This window comes from Massilia eburnea (genome assembly GCF_009720745.1).
In the GTDB taxonomy this organism is placed as follows: Bacteria; Pseudomonadota; Gammaproteobacteria; order Burkholderiales; family Burkholderiaceae_D; genus Rugamonas; species Rugamonas eburnea.
In genome coordinates, this window is record NZ_WNKX01000004.1 from 277,659 (window position 1) to 294,816 (window position 17,158).

The 17,158-nt window shown below is 64.5% G+C and carries 15 protein-coding genes; 10 read left to right on the forward strand and 5 right to left on the reverse strand.

The window, feature by feature from the left end:
• Nucleotides 1-66: 66 nt before the first annotated feature.
• From nosZ to GM658_RS07480, 10 genes are read left to right on the forward strand one after another with little or no spacing between them, the layout of a single operon-like run.
• On the forward strand, nt 67-1,998 hold the full coding sequence (gene nosZ / locus GM658_RS07435) for a TAT-dependent nitrous-oxide reductase (RefSeq protein ID WP_155453365.1): 1,932 nt from the start codon (nt 67-69) through the stop codon (nt 1,996-1,998).
• A 21-nt stretch (nt 1,999-2,019) separates the two neighbouring features.
• Nucleotides 2,020-4,182: a 4Fe-4S binding protein gene (locus GM658_RS07440; RefSeq protein WP_155453366.1), complete on the forward strand. Its 2,163-nt coding sequence runs from the start codon at nt 2,020-2,022 to the stop codon at nt 4,180-4,182.
• 4 nt (nt 4,183-4,186) lie between these two features.
• Nucleotides 4,187-5,449: a nitrous oxide reductase family maturation protein NosD gene (locus GM658_RS07445; protein WP_155453367.1), complete on the forward strand. Its 1,263-nt coding sequence runs from the start codon at nt 4,187-4,189 to the stop codon at nt 5,447-5,449.
• A complete protein-coding gene (locus GM658_RS07450) occupies nt 5,430-6,350 on the forward strand; it encodes an ABC transporter ATP-binding protein (protein WP_155453368.1) in 921 nt (306 codons plus the stop codon). Before GM658_RS07445 ends, GM658_RS07450 begins: the two co-directional genes overlap by 20 nt.
• Complete coding sequence (locus GM658_RS07455; protein WP_155453369.1) at nt 6,334-7,158, forward strand: ABC transporter permease; 825 nt, start codon at nt 6,334-6,336, stop codon at nt 7,156-7,158. The genes GM658_RS07450 and GM658_RS07455 overlap by 17 nt, the downstream gene beginning before the upstream one ends.
• Nucleotides 7,155-7,661 carry a nitrous oxide reductase accessory protein NosL gene (locus tag GM658_RS07460; protein WP_155453370.1) on the forward strand — a complete coding sequence of 169 codons (507 nt, stop codon included), beginning with the start codon at nt 7,155-7,157 and terminating at the stop codon, nt 7,659-7,661. The genes GM658_RS07455 and GM658_RS07460 overlap by 4 nt, the downstream gene beginning before the upstream one ends.
• 35 nt (nt 7,662-7,696) lie before the next feature.
• Nucleotides 7,697-8,014, forward strand: coding sequence for a c-type cytochrome (locus GM658_RS07465; RefSeq protein WP_155453371.1), 318 nt, complete (start codon nt 7,697-7,699; stop codon nt 8,012-8,014).
• Complete coding sequence (locus GM658_RS07470) at nt 8,014-9,075, forward strand: FAD:protein FMN transferase (protein ID WP_211841827.1); 1,062 nt, start codon at nt 8,014-8,016, stop codon at nt 9,073-9,075. The genes GM658_RS07465 and GM658_RS07470 overlap by 1 nt, the downstream gene beginning before the upstream one ends.
• Nucleotides 9,032-9,352, forward strand: a complete 321-nt coding sequence (locus tag GM658_RS07475; RefSeq protein ID WP_155453372.1) for a cupin domain-containing protein — start codon at nt 9,032-9,034, stop codon at nt 9,350-9,352. Before GM658_RS07470 ends, GM658_RS07475 begins: the two co-directional genes overlap by 44 nt.
• 49 nt (nt 9,353-9,401) lie before the next feature.
• Nucleotides 9,402-11,393, forward strand: a complete 1,992-nt coding sequence (locus GM658_RS07480) for an NHL repeat-containing protein (RefSeq protein ID WP_170298718.1) — start codon at nt 9,402-9,404, stop codon at nt 11,391-11,393.
• On the opposite strand, the gene GM658_RS07485 is transcribed toward GM658_RS07480, so the two are convergent.
• From GM658_RS07485 to GM658_RS07505, 5 genes are all read right to left on the reverse strand, one after another.
• The gene (locus tag GM658_RS07485; RefSeq protein ID WP_155453374.1) at nt 11,390-12,709 is read right to left on the reverse strand and encodes a GMC family oxidoreductase N-terminal domain-containing protein; all 1,320 of its coding nucleotides are present in this window, start codon (nt 12,707-12,709) and stop codon (nt 11,390-11,392) included. The two genes, GM658_RS07480 and GM658_RS07485, sit on opposite strands and share 4 nt — an antisense overlap.
• Nucleotides 12,690-13,004, reverse strand: a complete 315-nt coding sequence (locus GM658_RS07490; RefSeq protein WP_155453375.1) for a hypothetical protein — start codon at nt 13,002-13,004, stop codon at nt 12,690-12,692. The genes GM658_RS07485 and GM658_RS07490 overlap by 20 nt, the downstream gene beginning before the upstream one ends.
• 114 nt (nt 13,005-13,118) lie before the next feature.
• Nucleotides 13,119-14,405, reverse strand: a complete 1,287-nt coding sequence (locus GM658_RS07495) for an HD-GYP domain-containing protein (RefSeq protein WP_155453376.1) — start codon at nt 14,403-14,405, stop codon at nt 13,119-13,121.
• Between the two features lie 81 nt (nt 14,406-14,486).
• The gene (locus GM658_RS07500; protein ID WP_155453377.1) at nt 14,487-15,695 is read right to left on the reverse strand and encodes a BT3233 family polysaccharide utilization protein; all 1,209 of its coding nucleotides are present in this window, start codon (nt 15,693-15,695) and stop codon (nt 14,487-14,489) included.
• An 8-nt stretch (nt 15,696-15,703) separates the two neighbouring features.
• Nucleotides 15,704-17,107 carry a glycoside hydrolase family 88/105 protein gene (locus GM658_RS07505; RefSeq protein WP_155453378.1) on the reverse strand — a complete coding sequence of 468 codons (1,404 nt, stop codon included), beginning with the start codon at nt 17,105-17,107 and terminating at the stop codon, nt 15,704-15,706.
• Nucleotides 17,108-17,158 lie beyond the last annotated feature (51 nt).

A 17,158-nucleotide genomic window follows, 5' to 3' on the forward strand; every position in this document is an offset into this window, starting at 1 on the left:
ATTTAATTTTTTCGCAAACTACGTACAGTCCTGCACTGGAATAACACAGAGTAGGAGTATTGAAACATGGGTAGCGATAACGAGGTAAACGACGTGCAAACGAACAGCCGTCGTCGATTCCTGGGTAAGAGTGCGGTGCTGGGCCTTGCAGGCGCCGGCGTGCTGGCGGGATGCAAGGAGAACGGTGCGGGGGCGCCTGGTTCTGCTTCGGCATCGGCGGCGGCTGCGGCGGGCAAATCCCACGGTGCCAGCAAGGCGCATGTGGAGCCGGGCCAGCTGGACGACTATTACCTGTTTTCCAGCGGCGGCCACTCCGGCGAGGCGCGCATCATCGGCATTCCTTCCGGGCGCACCTTGCGCCGCATCCCTGTGTTCAATATGGATCCTATGGTGGGTTGGGGTATCACCAACGAGTCCAAGGCCATCCTCGGCACCAAGCCTGACGGCAGCCTGAAATACACCACCGGCGACACCCACCACGTGCACGGCTCCTACAAGGACGGCACCTACGATGGCCGCTACCTGTGGGTCAACGACAAGATCAACTCGCGCCTGGCCCGCATCCGCATGGATACGATGGAATGCGACAAGATCACCGAACTGCCGAACGTGATGGGCTTCCACGGCACCTTCCCGGACAAGTGCGATCCGGTCGACAAGGCGATCAACCACACCACCCGCGTCTTCTGCGGCGCAGAATTCGCCATCCCGTTCCCGAACGATGGCCGCGACCTGGATGACCCATCCAAGTGGGGTTCCCTGTTCACCTGCGTGGATGCGGAAACCATGGCCGTGCGCTGGCAAGTGCGCGTGGACGGCAATATGGACCTGGTGGCCACTTCCTACGACGGCCGCTTCGCTTGCTCCAACCAGTACAACACCGAGAACGCCGCCGACCAGGCGGGCATGATGGCCGCCGAGCGCGATGCCTGCGTGTTTTTCGACGTGGCGCGAATCGAAGCCGCGATCAAGGCTGGCAAGTTCACCACTATCGGTTCCTCGAAAGTGCCGGTGGTTGACGGCCGCAAGGCTGCCAATGCGGATCCGAAGACTTCGGTGACCTGCTATGTCCCAGTCGGCAAGAACCCGCACGGTGTGAACGCTTCGCCGGACGGCAAATACATGGTCTGCTCGGGCAAGCTGTCGCCAACGGCCACCGTGATCGAAGTGGCCCTGGTAGCCAAGTGGTTCGATGGCGAACTGAAAACAGAGCGAGATGCAGTCGTGGCGGAACCGGAAATCGGCCTGGGTCCATTGCATACCGCGTTCGACGGCAAGGGCAATGCCTTCACCACCCTGTTCCTGGACAGCCAGATCGTCAAGTGGAACGTGGCTGCGGCGATCGCGCAGTTCAAAGGCGACAAATCGGTCAAGGTCGTGCTGGACCGCGTGGACGTGCACTATCAGCCGGGCCACGGCTACGCTTCGATGGGCGAGACGAAAGAAGCGGACGGCAAGTACTTCAACTCCGGTAACAAGTTCTCCAAGGACCGCTTCCTGCCGGTCGGTCCGCTGCACAGTGAAACCGAGCAGCTGATCGACATCACTGGCGACAAGATGACGATCGTCTCGGACCACACCGCCTATCCGGAACCACACGACGCGATCATCATGCGCCGCGATATCGTGAAGACGCGCCAGATTTACAACCTGGATGACTTCCCGAACAAGGTGACGGCGGATAATGCCGGTATTGAGCGCAAGGGCAACAAGGTGCATGTGCGCCTGATGTCCCAGGCGCCTGCCTTCAGCATGCCGGTCATCAAGGTGAAGAAGGGCGACGAAGTCACAATCACGCTGACCAATCACGACAAAGTGGAAGACTTGACGCACGGCTGCGCGATACCGACCTTCAACATCAACTTCATCGTCAACCCGCAGGAGACCAAATCGGTCACCTTCAAGGCTGACCATGCCGGTGCGTTCTGGATGTACTGCACGCACTTCTGCCACGCGCTGCACCTGGAAATGCGCAGCCGCTTCCTGGTGGAGGCATAAGCCCGCAAGGGTGGTGAATCCATGCTGTATCGTCTGATTACCCTGCTTGGGGCGCTGCTTGCGTTAGCGTGCGCGGCGCCCGCCTCGGCCACTTCGATGTACGACACCGTGCTCACGCCGGCGTTGATGAGTGGCCCCGATTTGTGTGCCGAAGCGCCATGCAGCGACGTGCTGCCTGCCGCCACGGTGTTCTCCAAGCGCAAAGGCGCGCCGGCCTATGTCGAAGGCTACGCGCTGGAGCAGGGCAAGCAGCAGCTGGTGGGCTATGTCTTCCTGTCTACGGACGTGGTGGATATTCCCGCCTACTCAGGCAAGCCGGTCGTCACCTTGATCGGCATGGATATCAAAGGTTTGATCAGCGGGGTGCGCATCCTGAAGCACTCCGAACCGATTTTGTTGGCGGGCATCCCCGAGACTGTGCTGACGAAGTTCGTCAAACAGTACTTCGGCAAACCCGGCGACGCCAAGCTGGAACTCGGCCTTGGACGTGATGGTGGTGATCTTGATGCGATCAGCGGGGCCACCGTGACTGCCATAGCCGAGAACCAGACCATTGCGCAAAGCGCGTATGAAATCGGCAAGCAGGTGGGCATCTTCAAGGGGATGGTCAAACCGCGCGCCCATTTCACGCCGCTGCGTGAACGTCTGGACTGGGCCGCGCTCGTGAAGGAGGGCGCGGTCCAGCACTTGCGCGTAGAAGGCGCGGATGTCGGCTTGCCGTCGAGCGGCAAGCCATATATGGACCTGCATTTCGGCTACCTGAACGTGCCGACCGTCGGCATCAGCCTGCTCGGCGAACGCAATTACGCGAGCCTGATGCAGGACCTGAAAGAAGACGAGCACGCGATCTTCATCATTGGCACCGGCGTGGAATCGTTCAAGGGCTCCGGCTTTGTGCGCGGCGGTATCTATGACCGCATCCAGGTGCGGCAGGATGCCGACCGCTTTACCTTCCGCGATACCGATTACCGTAACCTCTACCACCTGGAGCCGGCCGATACGCCGGAATACCAGGAATCCGCGATCTTCATTGTCCGTTCGGCCAATTTCAACCCGGCCTGGCCGTGGCAATTGAGCCTGCTGGCCAATAAGCTGGACATGCAGACCCACAGCAAGGTTTTCGTGCACTTCGATGAAGAGTACTGGACGCCGGCCCGCTACCTGGAAGGGGGCCGCCCGAAAGTGGAGCGTCCGGTGCCGGCGTGGAAGTCCGCCTGGCTGGCACGCAAGGGCGAGATCGCCTTGTTCGTGCTGTTGCTGCTCGCCACCGCAGGCCTGTACGCTCAGCGCGACCGCCTGGTGCGCGCATCCAGCCGCAAGAGCAAGCCGCTGATCAGCGTTCCGCGCACCGTCCTGTGGGCGACCGCGGTCGGCTTCTTTGGCCTGTACCTGAAGGCGCAGCCATCGATCACGCAGGTGATGACGTGGTTCCACTCGCTGATTTACCAATGGAAGTGGGAACTGTTCCTGTCCGACCCGTTCATCTTCATCTTCTGGTGGTTCATGGTAGTCACCGTGGTGCTGTGGGGCCGCGGCCTGTTCTGCGGCTGGCTGTGCCCTTTCGGCTCGCTGCAGCACCTTGCATATAAGGCCGGCACGCTGATCGGCCTGGGGCGCTTCCAGGGGCTGCTGCCAAAACGCGTGCACGACAAGCTGAAATGGGTGAAGTACGGCGTATTTGCGGTGCTGGTAGGGGTGTCCTTCTATTCGATGGAACTGGCCGAGCACCTGGCGGAGATTGAGCCATTCAAGACCACCTTCCTGGTGGGCTTGCTGAATCGCGGCTGGCCGTTCGCCGCTTTCGTCGCGGTCATCCTTGGCATCTCGATCCTGAGCGAGCGTCCGTATTGCAAATACATTTGTCCGCTGGGCGCGGGCTTGGCTGTGCCGAGCTTTTTCCGCCTGTTCGGACTGAAACGCAAGCAGGAATGCGTGACCTGCACCGCCTGCGCCAAGGGTTGCGGCTCGCACGCCATCGACGCACAGGGCCGAATCGACCAGAAGGAATGCCTGCTTTGCCTGGACTGCATGGTGATGTACTACGACGACCATGCCTGCCCGCCGCTGGCCAAGGAGCGCAAGACGCGCGAGAAGAATGGCCAGCCGCTGACGCCGATCAATGAGCGCGGCTACTTCATTCCGCTGGAAACACTGCGCAATGAGCTGAAAAGGAAGGCAGGGTAAAGCCATGAGTGTTCTCAGGGTTTGCGCGGCCGTACTGGCCGCGATCCTGGCGCCGCCCGGGCAGGCCTACGTGCGGCAGGTGCATCCCGGCGAATCGATTGCCGAGGCCATTCGCCAGGCGCATGCCGGCGACACCGTGCAAGTGATGGCTGGCACGTACAACGAACGCCTGGTGATCGACAAGCCGCTGCAGCTGGAAGGTGTGGGCAAGCCGACCATCGCCGCCGGCCATGCGGGCGATGTTATCCGCGTGAAGGCGCAGGACGTGGCGATCCGCGGCCTGATCGTGCGCGATAGCGGCACCGACCTGGGCGCGCAGAATGCCGGCATCTACGTCATGCCGGGTTCCCACCGCATCGTCATCGCCAACTGCGACCTGGTGACCAACCTGTTCGGCATCTGGGTCGAGCAGTCGCGTGGCGCGCTCCTGCAGGACAACCTGGTGGTCGGCCGGCGCGACATGATGTCGCAAATGCGCGGCAACGGCATCCAGGTCTACAACACCGACGACACCCAGGTGATCGGCAACACCATCAGCTACGTGCGCGATGGCATTTACGTCGATTATTCGCGTCATGCCACCTTCCGCGGCAACGAAATACACGACGTGCGCTACGGTACGCACTACATGAACACCCACGACAGTACGTGGGAAGGTAACACCGTGCGGCAAAGCCGCGGCGGCCTGGCGCTGATGGAAGTACGCAACCTGACCGTGCGCAACAACGTCGCCTGGGGAAACGAGGACCACGGCATCATGCTGCGCACGATCCAGGACTCGGTTATCGAAAACAATATCGTGGCCGGCAACGGGCGAGGCTTCTTCATTTATGACGCCGAATTTAATACCTTGCGCGGCAACCTGGTGATCGGCAACCGCACCGGTGTGCACCTGACGGCCGGATCGAGCAATAACGCAGTGGATGGAAACGACTTTATCCACAACGCCGAGCAGGTCAAGTTCGTAGCCTCGAAGGACGTGGAGTGGGGCCGCAGCCAGGGCAATTACTGGAGCAATTACAGCGGCTGGGACCAGGACAACGATGGCTACGGCGACGTGCTGTACCAGGCCAACGACGTGGTAGACCGCCTGCACTGGCAATACCCGCTGCTCAAGCTCCTGCTTAGCAGTCCGTCCGTACAAACGCTGCGCTTCGTGTCGCGGCAATTCCCATTGCTGCGCGCGCCAAGCGTGGTCGACAAGCACCCGCGCATGCAGCCGTGGCACACAGATTGGAGGAAATGGCATGGACGACAAGCTGATTGACTTGCGCTCCGTGGGCAAGCGCTATGGCGCGCTGCAGGCGGTCGATGGAGTCGACCTGGCGGTGGGGCGCGGCCGCATGGTCGGCCTGATCGGACATAACGGCGCCGGCAAGAGCACCTTGTTCAAGATGATGCTTGGCTTGCTGGAGCCGACTGCCGGCGAGGTGCGCATCTGCGGCGTCCGCACCGGTGACGGCGCCTTCCGCGACGTTCGGCGCAGGATTGGCTACCTGCCTGAGAGCTTCGTCGCCTACGACAACCTGACCGGCATGGAGCTGCTGCACCTGTTCGCCGACCTGAAAAAGGTAGCGCGCAGCGCCTGCGGCAATGTGCTCGAGCGTGTCGGCCTGTCGGCTGCAGCAGATCGCCGGGTCGGCGGCTATTCCAAGGGCATGCGCCAGCGCCTGGGGTTCGCCCAGCTGCTGCTTGGCGCGCCGGAACTGGTGTTCCTGGACGAGCCAACCAATGGGCTCGATCCGGACGGCATTCACGACTTTTACCGCATCCTGCACCAGCTGCGCGCCGAGGGGGCGACCATCGTCATCACATCCCACATCCTGGCGGAAATCCAGGAGCGCGTGGACGAACTTGTGATCCTGAGCGGGGGACGTATTGCCGCGCAGGGTACGCTGGCGCAGCTGCGCGCCGGCGCCGCCATGCCCGCGGAGTTTCGCCTGGTGGCGCGTGCGGGCGGCGCCGGGCGCGTGATCGCCGCGCTGCGCGGCCATCGCGTGCAAGTCGAGAGCGACTGCATCCGCGTGCCGTGCGAGCCGTGGCAGAAGATGCAGATGCTGCAGTTGATTTCGACTTTGGGCGATGCCATCGACGACCTGGCAATCCACGAACCGTCGCTGGAAGACCTGTTCTTCGGCATGGGAGGCCGCCATGCGCGCGCAGCTTGACTGGTCGGCGGCCCGGACCATCGCCGCCCGTGAATTCCGCGACCGCCTGCGCAACCGCTGGGTGCTGGCGGTGGCGCTGGTGTTTGCCGTGTTCGCGCTAGCCATTGCCTGGTTCGGCATGGCCCAGCAGGGCAGTGTGGGTTACCGCGGCATCGACGTCACCATCGTCAGCCTCTCCAGCCTTGTCACCTACCTCGTACCGCTGATTGCGCTGCTGCTCGGCTACGACGCCATCGTGGGCGAGCGCGAACGCGGTTCGCTGGAGCTGTTGCTGTCGATGCCGATCACGCGCTTCGAACTGCTGCTGGGGAAGTTCGCTGGACTCGCCGCAGCGCTGGCTGTATCCACCGCGCTGGGATTCGGGGCGGCCCTGCTGGCGCTGTCGAACGAGCTCGATGGGCGCGACGCCATGCATTTCTTCAGCTTTGCCGGCAGCGCGCTCCTGCTCGGGCTGGCCTTCCTCAGCATGTCCCTATGCCTGTCCGTGCTGGCGCGCAACCGCATCGGCGCCAGCGGCCTGGCGATCGGGCTGTGGTTCCTGTTCGTGCTGGTCTTCGACATGGTGTTGATGGGCGTCCTGGTCCTGTCCAACGGCGCGCTTGGGAGCAGCGTGTTCGGGGCCTTGCTGATGCTGAACCCTGCCGACGTATTCCGCCTGCTGAATATCTTCAGCTCCGACCAGGTGCAAGGCTTGTACGGCCTGGCCACCGTGATGCCGGAGCAGATGACCAGCCCGGCGCTATTGGCTGGCGTGATGCTGGCCTGGATCGCCGTTCCCTTTGCCGTTGCCAGCTGGAGATTCAAATGACATTCAATCGCAATGCCGCCGCCATCACTGCGTTGCTGTTGCTGGCCGCTTGTGGCGATGCCGCGCGCTCACTGGCCGCCGGGGAACCGGGCGACGACGCAGTCTGCGCGCTGGACGGCATGAGCATCAAGGATTATCCCGGTCCCAAGGCGCAAGTAGTCTTCAAGGATGGCCACATCGATTACTTCTGCACCCTGGCTGAACTGTTTGAAGGCGCGGATGTCCGGCACGCCGGCGCCAGCTTCGTGCAGGACATGGGCCAGGCTGACTGGAACAGGCCGCGCGGCCATTGGATTGCTGCCAATACTGCCTTTTATGTGCTCGATAGCCGGGCCCAGGGGGCAATGGGGCCGACGATCGGTACTTTCGCGCGCCAGCAGGATGCGCAGGCTTTCGCTGCGCGTGAAGGCGGCCGTGTTCTTGATTACGCGCAGGTGCAGGCGGCCATGCGCGCATCGAGCACAAAGCCAGTGCACGAAGCGCACGACGACTCCATGCGCTGAACAATTTTCACCACCAACCCATAAGGAAGACAACCATGAAAGCATCAATGATTATTGCCGTCGCCGCCGCCATCCTGGCGCCGGCCGCCATGGCCGCCGCACCTGCAGCCAAGGGGGGCATCAGCGGCGAGAAGATCTATTCCGCCAACTGCGCCTCCTGCCACGGCGCCGGCGTTCTCGGCGCACCGAAGTTCGGCGACAAGGCGGCATGGGGCCCGCGCGTCAAGCAAGGCAAGGAAGTGCTCTATACCCATGCCCTGAACGGCTTCAAGATGATGCCTCCTAAGGGCGGCAACCCAGGCCTGAAAGACGACGAAGTGAAGGCTGCCATCGATTACATGGCCAAGAGCTGATGATGCAGCGCCGACGGCTGTTGGCTTGTGCCGCCCTGCTGCCGATGCTGGCGGCTTGCGCAGGCAAGGACGAAGTGCATCATGTGCGAGGCCACGTGTTCGGCACGCAGGTGGAGGTCAGCATTTACGGTCCTTCCGAGGAAGAGGCGCAGCGGCAGGGCGCCGCCGTATTGCGCGAATTCGACCGCCTGCACCACAAGTACCACGCCTGGCAGCCAAGCCAGCTGACGGCGCTGAACGATGCCATCGCACGCGGCGAGCCGTTCGAAGCGGACGAGGAAATGGTGGGGCTGCTGCGCTCCGCCGCAGAATTGTCCGCCCGTTCGGGCGACACCTTCAACCCCGCCATTGGACGCCTGATCCGCTTGTGGGGTTTCCAGAAAAACGATATCGGCGCCGGCGGCCCGTCGTCGTCGGACATCGATCGCCTGGTAAAGGCCAATCCGCGCATGGCGGACCTGCATTTCGACGGCCACCGCATCACCAGCAGCAACCGCAGCGTCATGCTCGACCTGGGCGGCTACGCCAAGGGTTATGCGCTCGACCGTGCGGCGCAGATATTGCGCCAGGCGCGGGTCAAGGCGGCGCTGGTCAACGTAGGCGGCAACATGATCGCCCTTGGCCAACCCGGCGCACGCCCCTGGACCGTCGGCATCCGCGATCCGCGCGGCCCTGATACGGTGGCGCGGGTTGCTTTACACGACAACGAGGCGATCGGCACCAGCGGCGACTATGAACGCTATTTCATGAAGGATGGCAAACGCCACGCCCACATCATCGATGCCCGCACCGGGCAGACCGTGGACCTGGTGGCATCCGTCACCATCATCACCTCCGGCGGAGCCGATGCTGGGCTGCGTTCGGACGGCAACTCCAAACCGCTGTTTGTGGTCGGTCCGCAGGGCTGGTGCGAGATGGCGCAACGCCTGGGACTGAAGGAGGCGATGCTGATCGATGCCCAGGGCAAGGTGTATGCTACGCCTGCCATGATGGCACGCACCTACCAGGAAAGCAAAAATGGGGAATCTGTACGAGGATGCACTGCCGCCCGCAACGGGTGAGCGCTTTGATACGCTGCTATCCCACCGGGGGCTGGTCATTGAACGGATCGTCAGCACGTCGAAGATCGAATCGCAGCGGTATGTGCAGGAGCAGGACGAATGGGTGGTGCTGCTGACTGGCGAAGCGCTGCTGGAGGTCGCGGGGCGCGCAGTGCCGCTGCGCGCCGGCGACTACCTGTTCCTGCCTTCGCGCACGCCGCACACGGTGCTTCGGGTTTCCGATGGCGCCATGTGGCTGGCTGTGCACTTGCACGGCGCTGCCGTTTCACCTGCCTGAGCCCCGGCGCCAGGCGAAACGCAAGCGTCTATTTGCTACACTAGCGGCCATGAAAAGCCTGATCGCCGCTGCTGCCGCCTTGCTGCTGTCCCAAGCTGCATGCGCCACCTCGTGGGAGGTGGTCGCGGGCGCGCCTGCCGCGCTGCATACCAAACACCTTGACGCACCGCGCGGCATCGCCGTGGGACCGGATGACACCATCTATTTCACCGATGGCGCCAGCGTGCGCGCATTGCGCTCCGACGGCGCCCTGGTGGCGCTGCCGGGCCACTTCATTGCGCCGGCGGGTTTGGCCATCGGCGCGGACGGAACGGTATTCGTCGCCGATGCGGGCAACCATGTGGTAAAGGCGATCACGCCGGCGGGAGAGGTGCGCACGGTGGCCGGCCAGGCTGGCACGGCAGGGCGAAACGACGGCAAGGGCATCGCTGCGCACTTCGACCAGCCGGCCGGGATGGCGCTCGATGGAGCGGGCGGTTTGCTGGTGGCTGATACGGGAAACCATGCGCTACGCAAGATCTCGGCCAACGGTGTCGTCAGCACGCTGGCCCCGCATTTGCCCCTGCGGCCACAAGGCCTGGCGCTTGATGCGCGCGGAGGCGTGGTGGTGTATGACGCGTCCAGCGCGCTGCGCATTGGCGAGGATGGCAAACCGCAGGCATTGCCGCAGTCCGTCGCCGCTCAAGTTCAGCAGAAATCGCTGGCGCCGTGGCGCCCGCAGATCCCGGCCGCTGGCGAAGCCCAGTCGCCGGCAGCGCTCCCGCGTTCGCCGGCATCGGCGCAGGAGCGGCGCGCCAGCGCCATCGCCGATGCGGAGGCGGAATGCCAGCGCGGAAAATGCCTGCGCCGCTTCCAGGCGCCAAGCATGCCGGATGCCGGGAATGCATCCGCAATGCCGGCCGGTCAAATGGCGGCCGATTCGCAGGGCCGCCTGCTGGTGACCGTACCCGCCACCGGCACCATTTACCGCATTGAGCGCGATGGCATTGTGACGCCCTTGCTAGGCGCCGGTGACGTTACAGGCGAGCTTTCCGGCGCCGCGCGCGATCGCGAAGGCAGTCTGTTTGTTCTGCTGGCCGTGGGCCAGACGGCCGCCAGCTGGGACGCCGGTGGCAAGCCGCAGCCCTTCACCTTGCAGTATGCAGCATCGCTCAACCGCGATGGTCCGGCCAAGCAGGCGCGCTTTGGCGACATCACCCAATTGGCGGTTGGCCGCGATGGCGGAATATACGTCCTTGACGGCGACCAGTTGCGCCGCATCGACAGGGAAGGCGTGGTGCGCACGCTGCAGGAAGAGGGCGGCTTCCACAAGCTGCGCGAGGCGCGCACTGCGGCCCAGGTCGACCTGCATGGCGCCATGGTGGCCGGCTCCAGCACGGGCGTTTACGTCACCGCCAACGGCGCGCTGGCCGGGGTCAGCGCGGAAGGCCTGATTTCCGTGGTCAGCGGGCCGCCCGGCATGGCCCCGGACCAGGCCGGCCTGGTGCCGGCGCTGCGCCGCATCTGGGCTTACGCCAGCCAGGACGCCGAACCATTCATGCTGCCCGGCCTGGGCCAGCACCGCATTGCCTCCGACGCCACCGGCCAAGCCTGGTACTGCGCCGACAATGTGCTGTGGCGTATCCGTCCGCGCGGCGTGGCGCGCAAGACATCCCTGCAAGGCGATACGGACGGTTGCGGTGATGTGGTGGTAGCGCCCAGCGACGACGTCTTCATGCTGCATGGGCAGTACCTGACCCGGGTCGGCGCCGATGGCTACCAATGGCTGGTGGCCGGCAGCCGCGAACGTAAGGGGAGCGCGGATGGCGCCGGACTGATGGCGCGCTTCTGGCACGTCACCCACGCGGTGCCGGACGCTGGCAACAATATATACCTGCTCGACGACGGCGTGCTGCGCAAGCTGTCTGCACAGGGGGAAGTGACGACGCTGGCGAAAGACTTGTTCAAGGAAGTGGGCAAACTGCGCGCCCTGGCGCTGGACAGGAAGGGTGTGCTCTATGTGGCCACCCAGCACGCGATCCTGCGGCTGAAACCCGATTAGGCCGCCCGCTGCAAATGCTGCCCCAGGCGCTTGCCCAGCGCAAGCAGGGTAAGGGTCGGCGGCAGGCCCCAGGGCGCCGGCAGCACGGAAGCATCGCACACGTACAGGCCGGGCGTCGATGTACGCAGGTTGCTGTCCACAGCTGCGGGCCCGCCGCCGCCAACGGCCAGCGCTCCGCCGGGATGGGCCGCGAAATGCCAGCTCTGGAACACATGGCGTGCCCCGGCCTGGGCCAGGATACGGCGCGCCAGCGCAGTGCCGCGCTTGAAGCGTTCGCGATCGGGCTGCTGCAGCGTTTTGTCGACCCAGCGCGGACCGATGCCACCGCCGGCCTGGTCGCGGATCTTGACCATGATGCTGAGTGTGCGCCGGTGCGCGAACAGGCGGTCGATGCGGCCCACTTGGAGGGCAAAGGCTTGGTACATCGGAGCGGGCAGCGTCAGGTCAGAGAAGGACAAGCCGTCTTCCGGCAGCGCCATGCCGGCGGCCATCGGCACCTCGGCGCCGCCGTCGATATCGTCGACCGCGCCCATCACGGCCACCACCGGATCGCTGAAGAAGGGCAGGCTGCGCGGCGCCAGGCCAGAGGCATGCAGCAGGCGCGGGCTGCCGATGCCGCCGCCGGCCAGCACCAGCACGCCGGCGCGAACTGTATGCGCAACGCCACCGCGCAGGTATTCAACGCCCGTCGCGCGGCCGTGTTCGATCAGCATGCGCCCAGCCTGCGCGCGGTCGAGGATATGGGCGCCTCTCAGGCGCGCCTCGTCCAGCAGGTCGCGCGCGGTCCATTTGGCGCCGTAAGGACAGCCGTAGACGCAACGCCAGCAGCCGGTGCGGCAGATGGCGGGGCGGATCATCTTGTCGAGTTTTTGCCACGGCAGGCCTTCGGCGTGCGCCGCCTGCATGATGCGCTGGGCCATGGGCCCCATCAGCTGGTCCGGCAGCTGGCCGATCGGCAGCTCGCTGCGGCACGATGCCAGGGCCGGCGCCAGATCGATTCCCAGTGCGGCAAAACGTTCCAGAGGGGGAGGTGAGGCGGTGGCGAAGTTCAGGGCCGAACTGCCGCCGGTGGCAATGCCGCGTACCAGCAGCGAAGCATCGCGGTGAAAGAATGCGCCCTTGCCGGGGATGGCGCCGATGCCGGCCATTTGCGCCAGCGTGCCGCGCAAGGGGGCGGCGCTGCCTTGTTCCAGTACCAGCACACGCTGCCCTTGACGGGCCAGCGCATGCGCTACGCTGGCGCCACCGGGGCCGCTGCCGACCACGATGGCGTCATAGTGCGAAAGCGTCGGGAGATCAGCGGGTCTGCTTGTCATGCTTCTGGTGGTGGATCGCCGCGCTGTCGCGGTCCGCTTCGCGCTGCAGCTTACGGCGCTCCTTGCGGGTCACTTTGCCGTCAGCCTTGGCAGCGGCTTCGTCGCTGGCCAGCTTGGTCTCGCGCGCTTCCAGGTGCTGCGTTTCTTTTGCGGTCAACTGGCCGGACTGGACGCCTTGCGCGATGCGCTGCTGCTGGTTTTCCTCGCGCTTGTCCAGGTTTGGCGTGGATTGTGCGAAGGCAGGCAAGACAAAGGCCGATACCAGCATGGCGGCGAGCAGCTTGGTGGTTTTCATGGCGTTCCCTTTCGGTTGTTGGTTAGCGCGAGTGCGTGGTCGCAGTATAGGGCAGGCCATTCGGAGGAAAAACATCAGGCAGTGTAATCGATGTAAGCAATTGAAACCATTTTGTTAGTGAACTTCGGCCCGCAGTTGCTGCATCAGTCCTTGCAGCGCGCCGGGCGGCAGGCCGGCAAGTTCCGGCGAGCGGCGCTCGATTTCGTTGGCCAGGTCGGCCAGCAGCCAATCCATCTCGTCCAGCATGGCGCGCAGTTCGGCCAGCAGCAGCGGGTCGCCCTGCACCATGGCCAGCATGCTGCCCATATTGTCCGGATCGAAGCCGGCCTGCAGCACCAGCGAACGCACCGACGCCATGCGGTCGAACAGGAAGGCCAGCGGCGAGCCAGGGGCATCGGCAGCGGGCCGCTGCGCCAGCATCGTCTTCAGCTCGAACCAGGCCTGCAGCAGGTCCGATAAATGCGTCAGGCGCGCGGTGGGATCTTCGCTGCCGGCGCTGTCGTCGGGCGCGAGCGACTGCAGCTGCAGCAGGTCGCGCAGGATGGCCAGGACGTCGGCGTCGAAGCGGCTCTTGTTAATCCGGTACAGCATTTCAAGGCGCTGCATATCGCGGCGGCGCAACACGGTCTCCGTCACGTCAGCCGCCGCGACGAGGCGCGCCAGCGGTTCGACCTGGCTGCCGCGCAGGGCGTGCGGGTAGCCGCTGCCATCGAGCCGTTCGTGGTGCTGCAGCACTGCCTTGCTGGCGGACGCGGGAAAGCCCGGCAGGTCCTTCAGCAGCAGATAGCCGGTGACCGGATGCACGTGCACGAAGCGCCTCTCGTCCGCCGTGACCTGATGCGAATGTTCCAGGATGCGCGGGTCGGTATGCATCTCGCCAAAGTCGTGGCACAGGGCGGCCAGCAAAACGGCCGGCATGTCGCCTTGCGCCACTTCCAGCCGCTGGGCGCAGGCAAAGGCGATGATGGCGCTGCGCAGGGTATGGCTGAACATTTCGGGATGTTTGTCCGCCATCACGGTCAGGCGCAATTCGATGGTGGAATGCAGGCGCAGGTTAGCGGTGCAGTGTTTCAGCTGGCCCGAATCGCCGGCGCGCGCAAGCAGCTGGCGGTAGAGCGCATCGTGCTCCAGGATGCGGTCGAATTCGATCGCCAGCGCCGCGGCATCGATGGCCTTGTCGGAAGCCAGCACCTGGTCGAGCGGTGCGGACAGCTTGTAGCGCGTGAGTTTTTCAAACTGCTTGCTGTCGATGCGGGCGCCCTTGGCCAGCAGCTTGGTGCCGTTGCTGGCGTAGATATCCGCGCTGGCGACGACGTCGCGCTTATCGCCCATCTCGGTCACCGCGCGCACGAAATGCGGGCTCTCGCTAGTCGCCTCAGTTAATTGCGTTTCGCTAGCCACGGTGCCTCCAATTGGGAAAGTCGGGGTCAGGTCCGGCAAATGGACATTTCATTGTACTGAAAGCCAGACCTGCCCCGAATTTTAATTGGCTAGCCGGACGCGGATCGGGTGGGCGGCGCGCGCGGCGGCGTTGGCGACGTAGGCCTGCCATTGCTCGCGCGTGGTGATTTCGCCGGCGCGGCTCCAGGCGCCGCCGGCGTAGTAGCGCAGCGGCTTGCCGGCCATGGTCGGGGCGAGGATCAGCTCATTCTGCGCATCTTCAGCGAAGCCTTGCGCGGCCGGCACAATGACGGCAGTGCCGAAGGCGCCGTTGCTGGCTTGTTCGACCCATTGCAGCAGGACCTTGCCTTCTTTGGCGGTGGTGATTTTCGGGTCCTGGCCTTTGTCGGCCGGGGTCTTGTTGAGGCCTATGCCGATCGTCAGCGGCTTGTCGCCCGCGTAGCTGAAGGTGGATTCGATCATGTCCAGCTGCTGGCCGGCGTCGACGGTGAAGCGCTTGGTTTCGGTGACGGGCAGGCCGGCGGCGTCCCAGGCGGCATACGTCAGTTCGAAGACGCTGCGCACCGGGCCGTTGGCCAGTACCTTCCAGCTGGCGTAGTTGCCGGACACGTATAGCTTGCCGCCTTCCCACACCCCGCTGCCGCCGGCGCCGCGCGAGCGGCCGACGTTGTACATGTCCATCCCTTCGCCTTCGTCGTGGTGGTAGTGGTCGTGGCCCTTGTTGTACCAGCGGTCGACAATGGGGTAGGGCACGCGCTTGAACCACAGGTCCAGGCCGGAGGTGACCAGCACTTCCTTGCCGGAGCCTGCCGGCGCCGGGGCGGCGAGGGCGGGGCCGTAGGTGCGGTGGCCGATCTTGTCGTTCTCCCAGCCGAAATCGTCCAGCCGTTCGGGCACGTAGCGGGCGAAAGTCTGTGCCGGGAATACCGGCGCCACGCTGTCGATCTTTTCAACCGTGTAGGTGGCGCTCTTTTCGCCGGCCTGGAAGCTGTGCTGGAAAATCAGCTCGCCATAGGCGATGCCGACGTTCTGCGGATCCTTGGCTTGCGGTGCAACGTTGGTGACCTGGTGCGGCACCAAACGGCCGCTGGCGTCGCGCACGGCGATTTTCTGCACCAGTGCGTGCGGCAGGGCTTTGTTCACCTCCGACCAGGGCACGCTCACCGTTTCCGACGGGCGTGCGATGTCGAGGTCTTGCTGCAGCGTGATGGTGAGGCGTTCGGCGCCAGACGCCGCCAGCGCGGGCAGGGCGGTGGCCAATGCTGCGGCCAGGATGCGGGTGCTGTTCATGCTGCTCCTCATTGGTGTTCGCGGTAGTCGGTCTGGCCGCCCTTGGGCACGTAGTGGTAAGTGCGCAGGCGGTACTGGATGTCGAGCTTCGGGTTGGTGACCAGCTTGATCATCTCGGCGCCGGCCAGCAGCACCGGGCCGTAGCCGTGCAGGGCATCCTTGCTGGTTGGGCGGTTGTAGTAATACACCATGTCGCCGGCCAGCGTGGTGCCGACGCAGGTGCCTTGCACTTCGCCTTTGGCGGTGATGCGGGTCTGCAGGCCCGACCAGCCGGCTTGCGCAATGGAGCCGTACGGTGCGGGCGAAATCCAGCCCTGGTTGACGGCGTGCGCGATGACATAGGTGAAGATGGCGGAGGCCGAGGTTTCGAGGTAGGAGTCGTTACGGTCGATCATCTGGTGCCACAGGCCAGTGCCGGACTGGCGTTCGGCGATGCCTTGCAGCGCTAGCCGCAGTTGTGCCAGCACCCGGGGGTAGCCGGGATGGTCCTTGGGCAGCACGTCCAGCAGGTCGGACATGGCCAGTACCGCCCAGCCGTTGGCGCGCGCCCAGTAGAAATTCGGCGCATCCTGCATGCCGGCGTGCCAGCCATGCGTGTACAGCCTGGCCTGGGCGTTGAACAGGTAGCCGGACATGTTCAGCACATTTTTGACGGCATCGTCGTAATAAGCACGCTGGCCGGTCATGCGGCCCATTTCGGCCAGGGCCGGGATACCCATGTACATATCGTCGCCCCACAGCGATTCGGCCTGCGGGCGCTTGCGTGCCAGGGTGCCGTCCTTGAGGCGGTACTGCCTGTTGGCGACCCAGTCGCTGCAGGTGGCGATCATGTCCGACAGGTCTGGGCCGACGCCGGCGGCGCGGGCGCGCATCAGGGCGGCGCACATCGAGCCTGCGTCGTCGAGCGAGCGCGGATCGAGGAAGCGCGCGAAGCTGTTGCCTCGTTCGAGTTTGTACAGCTTTTCCTGCGCGGCGAAGTAGGGCTTGCTGGCCTTGAGGAAGTTGAAGTGGCGCTCGGTCATGGCGACGAAGCTGCGGTCGCCCGTCGCTGCGGCGGCGCGCAGCAGGCCTGAATGCACCACGCCCATTTCGTACACCAGGATGCCGAAGTCGCCCTGGCTTGGCTCGAAGATGGCGTCGGCCACCGGGTTTTGCAGGTCGGTGACGGCGGCGCCGCTGCCTTTGTGGACGATGCGGGTCGGCGTCACGCTGTCCATGTAGCCGCGCACTTTCAGCAGCGTGGCGGTGATGCCGGCCACGCTCGGCATCTGGTACGGCACCGGGTAGCTGCCTTCGCCCGCATCGTTTGGGTTCTTGTTGTCGGCATTGCGGTAGGGGCCTTCTGCCTGGGCCGGGCCCAGGGCGAACAGGCAGGCCAGGACGGCTGCCAGCAGGGGCGATGTCGGTTTCATGGGTCTCCGGTGTGGTGAAAGTGCGTCATCTGGTCAGGCCATTCTAATTTG

What these genes read in the sequence shown, in the direction of transcription:
- nosZ (WP_155453365.1), top strand. Translation starts at nt 67, where the DNA reads ATGGGTAGCGATAACGAGGTAAACGACGTGCAAACGAACAGCCGTCGT.
- GM658_RS07440 (WP_155453366.1), top strand. Translation starts at nt 2,020, where the DNA reads ATGCTGTATCGTCTGATTACCCTGCTTGGGGCGCTGCTTGCGTTAGCG.
- GM658_RS07445 (WP_155453367.1), top strand. Translation starts at nt 4,187, where the DNA reads ATGAGTGTTCTCAGGGTTTGCGCGGCCGTACTGGCCGCGATCCTGGCG.
- GM658_RS07450 (WP_155453368.1), top strand. Translation starts at nt 5,430, where the DNA reads ATGGACGACAAGCTGATTGACTTGCGCTCCGTGGGCAAGCGCTATGGC.
- GM658_RS07455 (WP_155453369.1), top strand. Translation starts at nt 6,334, where the DNA reads ATGCGCGCGCAGCTTGACTGGTCGGCGGCCCGGACCATCGCCGCCCGT.
- GM658_RS07460 (WP_155453370.1), top strand. Translation starts at nt 7,155, where the DNA reads ATGACATTCAATCGCAATGCCGCCGCCATCACTGCGTTGCTGTTGCTG.
- GM658_RS07465 (WP_155453371.1), top strand. Translation starts at nt 7,697, where the DNA reads ATGAAAGCATCAATGATTATTGCCGTCGCCGCCGCCATCCTGGCGCCG.
- GM658_RS07470 (WP_211841827.1), top strand. Translation starts at nt 8,014, where the DNA reads ATGATGCAGCGCCGACGGCTGTTGGCTTGTGCCGCCCTGCTGCCGATG.
- GM658_RS07475 (WP_155453372.1), top strand. Translation starts at nt 9,032, where the DNA reads ATGGGGAATCTGTACGAGGATGCACTGCCGCCCGCAACGGGTGAGCGC.
- GM658_RS07480 (WP_170298718.1), top strand. Translation starts at nt 9,402, where the DNA reads ATGAAAAGCCTGATCGCCGCTGCTGCCGCCTTGCTGCTGTCCCAAGCT.
- GM658_RS07485 (WP_155453374.1), bottom strand. Translation starts at nt 12,709, where the DNA reads ATGACAAGCAGACCCGCTGATCTCCCGACGCTTTCGCACTATGACGCC.
- GM658_RS07490 (WP_155453375.1), bottom strand. Translation starts at nt 13,004, where the DNA reads ATGAAAACCACCAAGCTGCTCGCCGCCATGCTGGTATCGGCCTTTGTC.
- GM658_RS07500 (WP_155453377.1), bottom strand. Translation starts at nt 15,695, where the DNA reads ATGAACAGCACCCGCATCCTGGCCGCAGCATTGGCCACCGCCCTGCCC.
- GM658_RS07505 (WP_155453378.1), bottom strand. Translation starts at nt 17,107, where the DNA reads ATGAAACCGACATCGCCCCTGCTGGCAGCCGTCCTGGCCTGCCTGTTC.